This is a genomic window from Burkholderia savannae, from assembly GCF_001524445.2.
In the GTDB taxonomy this organism is placed as follows: Bacteria; Pseudomonadota; Gammaproteobacteria; order Burkholderiales; family Burkholderiaceae; genus Burkholderia; species Burkholderia savannae.
Genome location: NZ_CP013418.1, coordinates 2,339,956 through 2,353,401, shown reverse-complemented (window position 1 = coordinate 2,353,401; position 13,446 = coordinate 2,339,956). Strand labels below are relative to the sequence as shown.

Genomic DNA, 13,446 nt, shown 5'->3' with positions numbered 1-13,446 from the left:
GCGCGCGCGGCTCGCGCGCGAATGCAGGAACGAAAGGCGCGGCGTGGCCCGCGTCAGCGGCCGGCGCGGCGCGCGTGCGTGCGCATCACGAGCACGATGCCGACCACCATCGTGCTCGACAGGATGTAGAGCGCGAAATCGGTGCGCTGCGTCGCGTCCTTGATCCAGCCGACGATGTAAGGGCTCACGAACCCGGCGATCTGCCCGAGCGAATTGATGAGCGCGACGCCGCCCGCCGCGGCGGTGCCCGTCAGCACGAGCGTCGGCAGCGGCCAGAACATCGCGAGCGCGGTGAGCGCGCCCGCCGTCGCGAGCACGAGGCCGATCATCGCCGGCACGATCGCGTTGCCGGCCTGCGCGGCCATCAGCAGCCCCGCGACGCCGACCGCCATCGGCACGCTCAGATGCCAGCGGCGCTCCTGGCGCGCATCGGCGGATTTGCCGACGGCGATCATCGCGATGCTCGCGAACAGATACGGGATCGCGCTCAGCCAGCCGATCGCGCCGCTGCCGCCGACGCCGAGCGAGCGGATGATCGACGGCAGCCAGAAGTTGATCGCGTACACCCCCATCTGGATGCAGAAATAGACGATGCCGAATTTCCAGACGGCGGCGTTCAGCAGGATGTCGCGCAACGTGTGCGGCTGGCCGGACGACGCGCGGGCGGCGTCGGCCGCCGTCGTCGCGATCGCGCGGTTGAGTGCGGCTTTCTCGTCGCCCGACAGCCAGCGTGCGTCTTCGATCCGGTCCTGCAGAAACACGAACACCGCGACGCCGAGCACGATCGTCGGCGCGCCCTGCAGCAGGAACAGCCACTGCCAGCCCGCGAGCCCGCCTTGGCCCGCCGAGAAGTGGTCGAGCATCCAGCCCGACAGCGGGCCGCCGATCACGCCGGAGATCGGGATCGCCGACATGAAGAGCGCGATCGCGCGGCCGCGATGCTCGGCGCTGAACCATTGCGTCAGATAGAGCACCATGCCGGGAAAGAACCCGGCTTCCGCGATGCCGGTGAAAAAGCGCAGCGTATAGAACGACGCCGGCGTCTTCACGAACAACAGCGCCGACGACAGCGCGCCCCACACGATCATGATGATCGCGATCCACACGCGCGCGCCTGCGCGCCGCAGGATCAGATTGCTCGGCACACCCGCGAGCACGTAGCCGACGAAGAAAATGCCCGCGCCGAGACCGTAGACGGTTTCGCTCATTTGCAGGTCGCTCAGCATCTGCAGCTTCGCGAAGCCGACGTTCACGCGATCGAGATAGTTGAACAGGTAGCAGACGAAGATCAGCGGGATCAGCCGGAACGCGACCTTGCGATAGCCGTCGTTCAGCGGGTCCGATGCGGGCCGCGCCGCGACGGAGGAGGGAGGGGTCATGCGCGTCTCCGGATCGTTTTATATCGTGTGAGCCGTATGGTAGGGACGTCGCGCCGGGGATTCATCGGGCGAATGCACTATAGACGTGACATTCAGGCGAGATTTATAGTGCAAATGTACATGCGGGGCGATCTGCCCATCCGCCTCTGTGCGCGCCGGCGTTGCCCGCGGTGTGCGCGAATCGCTCGTCCTCTGGTCCGGTCTTGCGTTTTTCCGCTTTTCCGCTTTTCCGCTTTTCGCTTCTCCGTTCATCGGAATGGACGACGCGTTGCTCCATGCCGAAAGTCTCGAGCGTCGGCGGCGCTGCTTTTGCGCGCGGCGCAGCCATTGCGTCGGCGTCGACGGTGGACGGCGCACACGTGCCCCGCTTCTCGTGCCGTTCGTTCAATCACCGCGACGCTTCCCCTCAGCGACCTCCGACGGCCAATGACCGCTATCGCGGCCCGCTCCGCCCACGATCCGCACATCGCGGAGCCTCCAAGCCGCTTGCGCCTCGTCGCGGCATTTTCGGCAAGTGGCCGCGGCCGGCCGGAATCAGCTCGGCGTTCCCGCTGCCGGCCGCACCACGAACATCATCGCCATTGCGCGACGCCCGAGGAAGGACGGAGGCCGGCGATTGAATTTCGGCAATCGCGATTTAAAGCGCCATTAATCCATACTTGTCCCATTACAAATGATCAATCTTTAAATTACCATCCAACAATATCGAGTTTATTCAACGGCATACCTCACCAATCGAATATCGTATTCGATCGAAAGAATTCAGGCATGAACAGTTATCAAGAGTACAAACAACACGTCAAATCGCTTCAGGCATCCCTGGACCGGGAACGCAAGGCGATTTCAGCCAAAGTGCTCCAGGAGATTCGCGAATGCGTCGCGGAATTCGGCTTTACGCCTCAAGAAGTATTTTCTTCGAAGAAGAAGCGCGAACCCAAGTACTACGACCCGGTCAGCGGCTCGACGTGGACCGGGCTCGGGCGAGAACCGGCATGGATACGCGGAAAGGACAGGAAGGTTTTCGAATTGTCGAGCCACCAGGACAACGATCATTTGGGATGAAATCGCGGCGCCGAACCGCGCGGTGCCGTCGAGCGTGATGGCCGGCACAAAGGCGCGATTGCGTCGCTCGGCGAATTCGGTCGGAGATTCCACCGGAGATTCGGCCGGAGTCGCGCGCCGATCCGGCTGCCGCTCTCCGGGCAGTTCGGCATCCGGCCAAGCCGAGCGTCGGCCAGCATTGCAGCCGTCGAAAAAAGAGGCACGCGGCGATACGTGACGAGGCGACGGAAACCGCCTTCCGGTTGAGCGGGTGCCGGTGATCGCGGGCCTGTCATGTTGCCGCGCACGCATTCGCGCACGGCTCGCAGCGCAAGGCGCAACATGGCTGCTCCATGCAAGCGCCGGCGCATTAAGCGATTCGTTGCCCGATAGCGCTTTGCTTACCCGAACCGCGCATGTTGCGTCGCGACCGCGAGCTCCGCGTGTCGTTGTGCGAAACAGGACGCCTGCCGCATGAGAATAGCGTGACGAGCGGAACGATCCGGCGTCGCGGCGAAGCGGCAATCAATACGCCGCCGCCTGCACCCCGACCGGAGCGCCGGACGGCACGCCGGCCGCCATGAGGCCGGTTTCATACGCAAAGCGGAACAGGCTCGCATCGCGTTCGATGCCGAGCTTTCGCATCGCATTCATCTTTTGCGTGCTGACCGCTTGCTTGCTGCGATGAAGATAGGCAGCGATTTCGTTGACGGAAAGCCCGGATACGTAAAGACGCACGATTTCCAATTCCCGGGCCGAGAGCTGCCGCTCGATCGACAGCGCTTGCCCGTCGTCGGCAATTCGCGACGACACGAATGCATCGACGTCCGCCGGAATGTACGTTGCTCCCGCGTAGACGGCCTGGACCGACGCAATCAGGTTGTCGATATGGTCCATCTTGTTCACGATCGCACGCACGCCCAGCCGTGCCATCGACGCGATGAGCGCGGGATTGTCGATCGCCGTGAATACGATGATCTTCAAATCGGGGTAATGGCGCCTCAGGAACGAAAGCAGCCCAAGGCCGTCACCGTGGCTGCCGCCAGGCATGGCGTAATCGGTAATCAGGATGTCGCATCGCTCGCACGCGAGCAGATCGACCAATTCAGTGGAATTGCTTGCCGTGCCTGCGACTCTGATCGCACTGGATCTGCTCAGCGCATGCTCTATTCCGGCTATCAGTGCGGGATGGTCGTCAGCGACAATCAAATCGATTTTCATTTCACCCCCAAATTTGTATCAACGTCATATCGACCACGCGCCTCATTCGATCCCGAATCAATCGATCAACTGTTCAGAACGAATAGGGTTTATATAACGTCGATCTCCATTTTTGCCGCTAGACAAGCAACGTGGCGCGCGGCAAACAATCTTCGCTCACCACTTCATTGAAAACTCAATAAGTTGATGCATTTTATAATTTTCAATTCACGACAACATGAATCTAGCGGCCTACTGCCTACATGTTTACATTATAATTACAAAACACTCGGCAATTTCATTACAAACAATATTTAACAATTACTGCGCGCCGCGTAAGTTTTACCTGTCTCGTCGAATTGATTAAGCTCGATGTGGCGCCGCGCAAGAACAGTCGAATTGACCGATCGTCCTGCTGCACTATGCACAAGAGGCGCACACGGCTGCGAGCCACGTCCAAACAGCATCCGGATACAGCCCACCAGGATCGTGTATCGACGCATCCATTCCGAAATTACCCGACCGAAATCACGCTCCGGAATCGCCCCCTATAGCGTGAGTCACACCCACATTAAGGGTCACATAATAATTTCCATCGGCGCGCGGCGACCGTACAGACGCTTTTGGCACGCCTTCGAAGCGCTCTTCCGATTTACGGGGCTCGTGAGTTGAGTACGGCGTCCACGCTCGAACTAAGCGACGGGATCGCAAAGCGAGCGATGTTCGACGGTACGACGCTCTCACGCGCATGCATTGCCCTGCCTATCGCCTCCTTCTTGCAACGCTTGTGCGACAAGCATCCAAACGACAATCCCGGACGGCATGCACTGCAATCCCGCACCGGCAAAAGCTGCGTTCATGCCGCATGGCGGCTGCCGCTGCGATCCTCTCCGCTCGCTCTGCACTCCGTACAGTCGCCTCGACGGCATTCCTGCGCGTGGCGCCAGGCTGCCAACCGCGCACCGGACGCGCGGCTCGTGTCCACAGGTATTTTTCGCGGTGTTGCGCGCCCGCGGGTTAGGACGAGTTCGATCCAAAACAGGACCTGTCCCAGTGTTAGGACAAACCTCGTTGATTAGCATCTCAGTCACGGATTTCCGCAACGACCGTCTGGTTTATCGGGAATATGCCGGCCTCCGGGCTTTTTTCTACTTGGGAACTCGAATCCATGAAACTGAAAACCTCTCTTCTCGCGCTGTCCATCGCCATGCTCGGCACGACGGCAGCTCATGCTGCAGCACCGGCTCAAGACCTTATCGTCAAGGGCACGATTGACGTGCCGGCCTGTACCGTCGCCGCGGCCGACAATGGCGTATACGACTACGGGAAAATTTCGCCGACGCTGATCAAGAGCGGTACGGCGACTACGGCGCTTACCAAGATGGAAAAGGCGTGGACCGTGAACTGCGATGCCAAAACGTATATGAGCTTCAAAGTGACGGACAATCGCAGCGCTTCGTCGAGTTCGACGGACAACACCGCATTTGGCCTGGGTATGGTCAACGACAACGGCAAATTGGGCTACTACACGGTGACGATGCAAGATGCGCAGGTCGATGGCCAAAAGGCACGAGTGTATGCAACGCCGAACACGTCTCTCGGTGGTACGGGCGTTATCGCCGCATCTCAAAAACTGAACAAGCTCGCCAACTACACGCACGGGTGGGCAAGCGAAAGCGCCGCATCGCAGATGGCCGGAACGACTTTCACCGCGAACATGGTGGTCGAAGCGGTTCTCGCCGGCACCGAAACGATGGGTGGCGCGCTGAAGGACGCAGTCGATCTGGACGGCTCCGCAACGCTGACTTTCGCGTTCGGCCTCTAAGAGGCTGTTTCATAAAGGCTGCTGAGTGCGCTGCAAGGTGTTTCAGCAGATCACGCAGCAGCCGAGTTGTAGAACGCTTCGTGGATGTCAGCAAGTTACCCAAGGCAAATGCGCCGGCGACGGAAATGGCGCAACCAACGTTCACGACATCAACGTAGCCGAGGCGCCAGTGCATGGCGAAGAGACGGCCGTGTACGCCGATGCCGGATGTCCGAGCATCGAGAAGCGCCGCGAACGCTGCTTGTTGCGCCGGCACATCGCGATGAGGCCCGGCGGGCGCAGGTAATTGGTCTCCAGCGACCGCCTGGATGCGATGTCCGACCAGATCGAGCGCCCGAAAGCCGGCATCCATGCCAGGGCCGAGCATTTGCTTCGAGTCTCGAAGCGCCAGTTCTGCCATACAACGACGCGATACCGCGGCCTGACGAAGAACATTGCCGAAATCACCACCTTGTTTGCACTGGGCAACCGATGGATGGCGCGAAAGGCTATACGTAAAGCATAGAAGGTGCATGGGTCGCTACCGGGCACTTTGGCATATTCACCGCCGGCTGGACGGTCGAGCATTTGCGAGCGCCTCTAACCTTGATAATCAACGGGCGGAACGAGATGCCCGACACTCGGAAAATGATCCGCACATACCTTCCTTAACGACAGCCACGCATCAGCTTAATCCCCACATCCCTGCATCACAACGCCCCTAATTTCCTTGATACAAATACATCACACAGAAATTTTTGCAAATTCCAATCACGTTTAAATATGAAAGCAATCCTTCTTACATTATCGGCCGCGTCTACATTTTCCCTCATGACGAGCGCACATGCCGACAAGCCGACGATCGATCTATCCGTCAAAGGAAAAATAGACGTTCCAAGTTGCATCATTGGCTCTCCAGGAGAAGGAGTTTACGACTTTGGTCACCTTCCATCGACGCTCATCAAACCTGGAAATGAAAAGACCACACTTTCCTCAATGACAAAAACTTGGGTCGTAAAATGCGATGCCACGACATTTTTGAATTTCACTGTGACGGATAATCGTTCCGATTCAACCTCCGAAGCAAATCCAAGCAACTTCGGTTTAGGAAAGGTCAATTCAGATGGAAAGCTTGGCTACTACACAGTATTGATGGAGAACGGCACCGTGGACGGGAAAAACTCTACCGTATTCTCAGCCTGGCCAAACGGTGGAGGCATGATGGGGAGCAGCGACGTGTATCTCCAAAATCCAAGTGGCCAAAACAGACACGGCTGGTCAACTGGCCAGGGGAGCAGTGCAAAGCAGGCAACCGGCCAAACATTTACAGCCGATCTGGTGGTCACGCCGACGTTGGCCGGCAGCGGATCGATGAATGGCGCACTTACTGATACAGTCGATCTGGACGGTTCCATAACGCTCACGTTCGCATTTGGCATTTAAAAAATATTTATAACCTCCCACAACACCCAGCAGGATATTACTCAAAATAAACATGATGCCAAATTTCCCCAATGACGCAACCCGTAAAGCATAAGAAATCATTGCATCATAACCAGGCAGTCGCCCTCACAATCGGAAGTGCATGACTGCTCGCTCTCATATTGGCGTCGCTCACGAGGCGGCGCTTTTACTCATTTTCAATAGCACTGCGTAAGCCGGACCTTGGCGATTCAGAAAATAAATGGTTTATGACGCTTCTCCTCATACCATGATCACGCGGCAGCTTCCAAGTCGAGACATCGATCGAGATATACCACATCAAAGATGTCATCTGGCCTAATGTCATTCGATTTCATCTCGCACCTTCCGTAACAACAGCTACATCTCATCACGCAATGATCACGCGGCCATGCGTTAGCCATGCCTGAATATCTTCAAAATTCAGTCGCCTCACCATCCCCATCCCATCTTATACATGCATTTAACAACGTAGTACTTGTCCTACCGAACAACAAGACTCGTCCCATCCCTTACCCGCGGCACAAAAGATAACATTCCACATATCGAAACAACGGCATAGCATCACGTCTACATTATTTATCAATATTTGATATTTCTTAAAAACCAATCTCATGCCCCACTTTCTCAATTCTCGAATTACTCTCATGAAAACACTCTTGCTCCTCATTTTTTCAGCATTCTGCCTGAAGACCCAAGCAGCTACTTTTACCCTAGAGAGCCCAACCATCATCTTCAACGAAACGGATCAACGCGTCGCCTTCAACGTCAAAAACGACGGCGAAAGCCCCATGCTGCTCGTCAGCAAGCTCGAAGATCTTGGCGAAGACAAACTCAGTCAACGCATTCTGATTGCGCCGCCAATCGCACGCATCGATCCCGGCCAAAGTCAGCAGATCAAATTTTCGCTCAAGAAGGGGGCCAAACTCGAGCACGAGTACATGCTCAAGGCATCGTTCGAAGGGGTATCGCAAACCGGCCGCGGCTCGCTCGTGATGCCGGTACGCCAGGAAATCGGCTTTTTGGTTCAAGCCGGCGCGGTTCCCGTTTCCAAAACCCCTTGGGATAACTTGAAGCTCAGCCTTGCGGATCGACATTTGACGCTCAGCAATCCGAGCACGCACGTGATCCGCCTCGCGCCAAGCGTCAAGCTGTTGCCCGCGAACAAGACGGTCGCGCTCCCGCATGCCTACCTGATGCCTGGCGAGTCTCGAACTGTTGAAATAGACGATGCCGCCGACAAAATCGAGATCGTTCCGCTCAGCCGCTACGGCCTCGTATTGCCCGCAGTCACGATGCCGGTCCAGCGTTAATTTGGCGGAGCGAAAGTCGGCAACATCACCTCGCCGACGTCAACCAGCCAACTCTCGTCTCTCGCCCCAGTCCGCTGCATTCGCGCCGCCGGGCGATTTCGCCTCGCGACGCGACGATCATTCACATTAATGGCCACCCGCGCGCTCGTCGCGGAACGAACGCTCTTGTTCGAGCGATGCCGGCCATTGACCCTGCGCCCGCATCGCCGCCACGCACGCGGCTCATGTGTCGATGCGGCTCGCGCCATTTCCGTCCGGCGCGCACGGCCAGTTGCGCCTTTCACCTGTAGAGGGCTTGCGAATCAACGCGGCCCCCTTCCCTCGCCAACTCAAACAGCACCGCTGCCGGGAGATACGTTGTGCACGCAAGACGGTCGATCCTGTCGCTTAGCTTGCTCCTCTTCATTGGATGGGGAAGCAGCGACGCGCTCGCCGTCTCGTCGCCTTCGTCCAGCGCGGCTGTTGAATTCGACACACAAACGCTGATCGCGCGAGGCTATTCCGCCGACATCGCAAAATTCTTCAGCGGCGATTCGCGCTTTCTCCCCGGCAGACAGGAAGTCACGATCGCACTCAACGCCCATCAGACTTACACGACGAACGTTCAATTTGATGACGACGGCGATCCGTGCTTCGACGCCGCATTGTTGGGCACGCTGCGATTGCGTAAACCGTCCGACCTGGCCGGTTGCGTCGACCCCGAGCAAATGTGGCCGGAATTTCACATGAAACTCCATCCGGGGCAGTTCCGAATCGACATGACCGTGCCGGAGAAAGCGTTCGATCCGAAGCGGCGCGACGACGGACTGCACTCCGGCGGTAAGGCGATGTTGCTGAATTACGATGTCTTCGCGCAGCGCTTCGATACCCGTTTCGGCAACAATCATTATTTTCAGGCGCGAATTGAGCCCGGCTTCAATATCGGAAACTGGTCTTTCCGCAATCGAGGATCGCTGACAAATTCCAGCAATGGATTCTCGTATCAATTGCAGGACACCTACCTCTCGCGTACCGTCGACGCGTGGGGCGCCATCGCGCAGATCGGCCAGTTCACTTCCGCAGGCGAAAGTCTGGGCGGCCTGCCGATGCTCGGCGTTCAAATCGGTTCGGACAGCCTGCAAAGCGGAGGACAACTGACTGTTCCCATTCAGGGCATCGCGGAAAGCAACGCGACCGTCGAAGTACGTCAGCGCGGCCGTGTCGTCTATCGCACGATCGTCCCGCCTGGGCCGTTCATGCTGTCAGACATCGGCAACGTCGCGCAGAACGCCGATCTCCAGATCGAAATCACCGAACAGGACGGGCGAAAGCGACGCTTCGAGATGCCCGTCGGCATGAGCTATGCCGACGCGAAGCAGCCGATGACCTGGCAGGCAGCCATCGGCCGCTATCAGGACGCGGGCCATTCCGACGGAAGGCGCACGCCCGCGATCTTCGCCACGGGCGAAGTCTCCTTCTCGGCGTTCAACAATCTTCGCGTGTCGACCGCCGCGCTTGCCGCCCCCGGCTATGTTCATGCGAGCGCCCAAGGAACACTCTCGGTGGAATCCGGGGCATGGCTTGCAAGTGGAGTGCGCTATTCACGAGCCGCCGGCGTGGGTCAAGGATATCAATTCGAGTTGCAAGGCTCGACCCGGATCGGAGGGAACGTGTTCGCGTCCGCCTCGTGGCTTTCGCGCTCGAATCGCTATACCACGCCCGATGTTGCACTCGGATCGCTTCGCGACGCCACCGGAGCGGGCCAAACCAAGCATTCGGCGAACGCGTCGGTAAACTGGGCGCATCCTCGCTGGGGCAGTTTTACGTATGGACTTTCGTACAACAGTTTCTTCGGCGCTTCGAGCACCCTGTCTCACACGCTGAGCATCGGCCGCAAGATCGGCCGTGCGAACGTCAGCCTTGCCGCACAAATCAGCCCCAAATACGGCAGCAGCGTATACGCCAACGTGTCGATTCCGCTTGGCGGCGGCTCCTTGAGCGCACGAAGCGCCCGGTCGCAGCGCGGCGATCTCACGTTCGGCACGTCCTACAGCAATCGGCTGGGACGAAACGGCTCCTATTCCATTGGCGCATCGGGCGACAAGAACGGCCAGACCGCGAACGCATCCTTCAGCATGAACACCGGTCTTGCTCAGATCGGTGCAGGCGTCGCTCAGAGCACGACCAATTCACGGTCTACTTACGTGTCCGTAAGTGGAGGCATCGCATACGCCAACGGACTATTCGGAACGGCCTCCAGTCGAATCGGAGATACGTTCGCCATCGTATCGGTTCCAAACCAGAAGGGGCTGCGAATCAGCGCTCCCGGCGGCACCTCCATCACCAATCCGCTCGGCACCGCGATCATTCCTTCAGTGACGCCCTACACGAAAGCCCAGCTTCGGCTCGATACGCAAAGCCTCCCCATGAATGTGCGCCTAGACACGACGACCGTAGACATCGGACTCAGACGAGGAAGCGTGCTCACACGCACGATCAACGCAACCGAAACGCGACAACTCATGTTGACGATACGAGATTCGACAGGGGCCACCGCACCGGTCGGCACCACCGTGCTCGACGAGCAAGGGCAATTCCTCGGCACGATCGTCGGAGACGGAAATTTCATCCTATCCGATGACGACATCGGCAAGCCGATCAGGTTGTCAGGCGTCAATCGAAGCGAATGCCGCGTTACTTATGACGCGCCCGAACTGTTCGATCCGGATCAACCTTATGAAGAAGCCGAAGGATCATGCGGCTGATCAGCGATCGTCCGCAACCAGCCTCGCATCGCGCGTCACGCTACCCGACGCCAAGGCGCACATGCCAAGTATGCGCCTTCTTAATTCGCATATCCTTCACAGGCAGAATTGCACAATCCATCTTCACCTTCATGAACAAAACGAGATCCACAACTCTTCCCGCGATTGAATTTGTAAAATATTGACAAATTCAACCCTTTAATACATGTCCGATGGCACTGCCGGCATTTGTAATTTAATCTGCATCTTACACGTCGATTAATCATCGATGATGATGGCCTCATCGGCTTCGAAGTGTGATTTTATTGAAGCTCCATATCCATCGCATCAAACCGCGATGCGCCGATTTTCGGGCTTCGCCTTACGATTTTCGACATGAATTTTCAACACCCGATCCGCCAATGCCAAATGAATCTCAAATTATCGAATTGATAAAGATCGATAGAAAAAGCCAAATATCGAGATGGAATTTCAGCCAATCTCAAAAATGTCACGCGCTTTCACAAAACTTCGCAAACCATGTAACTTAAAATCAAGATGACTGTTTTTTCCATCAAGGTCATCATCGCGGATGACCATCCCGCTGTACTGACCGGCCTGCTTCACGCGCTGGCTCCTGTCAGCTCGATAGAAGTGGTGAGCGCTTGCCGAAATTCCACTGAACTGCTGTCTGCGCTCAATGAATATCCTTGCGATGTTGTCATTTCGGATTACAACATGCCGGACGACAACTTCGGAGACGGCATTTCTCTGTTCTCGTATATCCAAAGGCGATATCCGAGCACCCGCTTGATTGCGCTCACGATGATCAGCAACCCCGCGATCATCCACAATCTGATTTCACACGGCATTTCCACGGTTCTCAGCAAATCGGACGAGGTCGGACACATCATTGCAGCAATTCACGCCAGCTATGCGAAGGGTTCCTACCTTTCTCCGACCATGGAGACGATCGTCAACAGCGGTCATGGCAAGTCGCCGGACGGAAGCGTTCCGTTATCGCCGAGGGAAATGGAAGTCGTGCGCCTGTTCACGTCCGGCTTGTCGGTCAACGAAATTGCCAACCGCCTGAAGCGAAGCAAACAAACCATCAGCTCTCAAAAAGCCAATGCCATGCGAAAGCTTGGCCTCAACAGCGACATTGATCTTCTCAAATATGCGCTGAAGGTGAAACTGGTCGAAGACACGACCAGTCATTGATCGGTTGCTGTTGTGATGAACGGCCTTATGACGTTCGCTGACGTCGCTCATGAGCGTTCGCCGCCGCAAAATCACGGTAGCGCGCGTTGCATGTCTTCGTCGCTCGTTCGAACTTCGGCCTCGACAGCGCCGCGCTTTTCTTCTTCGACATTGCATCGAATTCCTGCGAGGAGCCGGATATCGGACAACTCACGACACACTTCGCGCCCTTGCACAGCCATGCCCGCCATCCGCATGGTCATCAATTTGCGATATTCGGAATGCCGACGACGAATGACCGATGCCGTCGTCATCGATCGACAACACGTCGTGATTGGCCGCGGCCTCTCAATAGAAATCAAATTCCGGCCGCTTTCTCGCCGCACTCGACTTACATGGCCTCGCACGCGCATGAGATTAATACAAATACGCCTCGCTTCACACTCATTTTTTGTTTTGTCCAATACACCCTCGGATATCGGGTCCGTATATTTCGATCATTCAACTCGATCGATTCACACCATGCCCGGTCGTGCCCAACCCGATTCCATTCGACAAAACTCGAATCATAACCAATCATTTGCGCACGCCAACGCACCTCGACCGGAGCTGATTGAGTCAATCTTCCGAGGTCTATCCGATGTCAAACTCACAAAAGGTTGCATCCATAATGCTCGATTTTTCAGCTCTACCGGAGGAGGAGAGGCGAGAATTCCTGGTGCTTCTCAACAATTTCATATTCCTCTCACCTTCCGCGCGACGCAAGGCACAGGCCGAATGGAAGGAGATTGTCAAAACCGGAACGGTGTTGCGCGCCGGCAGCGCCAAATGCTGAATTTCGTCCTCGTCGCACTTGCGGCGAAATATGCGGTTCGCGCTTTACGTCAACGATGCCGGTAGCACGCGAATGGTCGAGCAATCCAAGTCCGGCCCGAGCGACGTAACATGAACGCGTCGAGAACGTCGGCCGAATTTCAGGGGTTTGCGCGATAATCCATGTCGGCACCGACCTCCCATGAAGGCTCCAGGAGACGCGAACGCGCAACACCGAGCGCGACGGACCGTTGCGTGGCCGCCGCCATTCGAGCAAAGCCGACCGACGGATCATCCCGCCTCCGCATAGCCTCCCCGCCGAACGACACGCTTCGGCGAACGCTCCACGCGCCCGCCGGATCTTTGCGCCGCGTTGCCTGCGTGAGACTCGATCGCTGGCCAGACAGCTCGAAAGGCAGGAGAGCGCCGGTCGGCATCAGCTCATAAAATTCGACACGCCGAGTAGCCTCGCCATCACGGCAGGCATCACAGCAGCCTATTCATCATACTTT

Annotated in this window: 10 protein-coding genes and 1 pseudogene; 8 read left to right on the top strand and 3 right to left on the bottom strand. The window is 57.2% G+C overall.

Features of this window, described 5'->3' with window-relative positions; all coding sequences use genetic code 11:
* Window positions 1-53: 53 nt before the first annotated feature.
* Window positions 54-1,379 carry an MFS transporter gene (locus WS78_RS31420; protein WP_059576819.1) on the bottom strand — a complete coding sequence of 442 codons (1,326 nt, stop codon included), beginning with the start codon at window positions 1,377-1,379 and terminating at the stop codon, window positions 54-56.
* A 768-nt stretch (window positions 1,380-2,147) separates the two neighbouring features.
* Between WS78_RS31420 and WS78_RS31415 the strand changes: the two genes are divergently transcribed.
* Window positions 2,148-2,441, top strand: a complete 294-nt coding sequence (locus WS78_RS31415) for an H-NS histone family protein (protein WP_038745908.1) — start codon at window positions 2,148-2,150, stop codon at window positions 2,439-2,441.
* Between the two features lie 504 nt (window positions 2,442-2,945).
* On the opposite strand, the gene WS78_RS31410 is transcribed toward WS78_RS31415, so the two are convergent.
* Entirely contained in the window at window positions 2,946-3,641 is a 696-nt protein-coding gene (locus tag WS78_RS31410) for a response regulator transcription factor (RefSeq protein WP_038745906.1), read from the bottom strand.
* 1,147 nt (window positions 3,642-4,788) lie between these two features.
* On the opposite strand from WS78_RS31410, the gene WS78_RS31405 reads away from it, so the two are divergent.
* From WS78_RS31405 to WS78_RS31380, 6 genes and pseudogenes are all read left to right on the top strand, one after another.
* A complete protein-coding gene (locus WS78_RS31405; RefSeq protein ID WP_059576821.1) occupies window positions 4,789-5,445 on the top strand; it encodes a DUF1120 domain-containing protein in 657 nt (218 codons plus the stop codon).
* Between the two features lie 130 nt (window positions 5,446-5,575).
* Window positions 5,576-5,950: pseudogene (locus tag WS78_RS37865) on the top strand (transposase); the annotation flags it as partial.
* A gap of 257 nt (window positions 5,951-6,207) precedes the next feature.
* A complete protein-coding gene (locus tag WS78_RS31395) occupies window positions 6,208-6,867 on the top strand; it encodes a DUF1120 domain-containing protein (RefSeq protein ID WP_082717459.1) in 660 nt (219 codons plus the stop codon).
* Between the two features lie 665 nt (window positions 6,868-7,532).
* The gene (locus WS78_RS31390) at window positions 7,533-8,198 is read left to right on the top strand and encodes a fimbria/pilus chaperone family protein (protein ID WP_231752720.1); all 666 of its coding nucleotides are present in this window, start codon (window positions 7,533-7,535) and stop codon (window positions 8,196-8,198) included.
* A gap of 359 nt (window positions 8,199-8,557) precedes the next feature.
* The gene (locus tag WS78_RS31385; protein WP_059576827.1) at window positions 8,558-10,942 is read left to right on the top strand and encodes a fimbria/pilus outer membrane usher protein; all 2,385 of its coding nucleotides are present in this window, start codon (window positions 8,558-8,560) and stop codon (window positions 10,940-10,942) included.
* 537 nt (window positions 10,943-11,479) lie between these two features.
* Window positions 11,480-12,142, top strand: coding sequence for a response regulator transcription factor (locus WS78_RS31380; RefSeq protein WP_038745896.1), 663 nt, complete (start codon window positions 11,480-11,482; stop codon window positions 12,140-12,142).
* Window positions 12,143-12,213: 71 nt separating this feature from the next.
* Here the strand turns inward: WS78_RS31380 and WS78_RS36665 are convergent, their stop codons facing one another.
* A complete protein-coding gene (locus tag WS78_RS36665) occupies window positions 12,214-12,435 on the bottom strand; it encodes a hypothetical protein (RefSeq protein ID WP_156437372.1) in 222 nt (73 codons plus the stop codon).
* Window positions 12,436-12,734: 299 nt separating this feature from the next.
* Here WS78_RS36665 and WS78_RS31370 point away from each other — a divergent pair, with 299 nt between their 5' ends.
* Window positions 12,735-12,956: a hypothetical protein gene (locus WS78_RS31370; RefSeq protein WP_226377267.1), complete on the top strand. Its 222-nt coding sequence runs from the start codon at window positions 12,735-12,737 to the stop codon at window positions 12,954-12,956.
* Window positions 12,957-13,446: the final 490 nt, after the last annotated feature.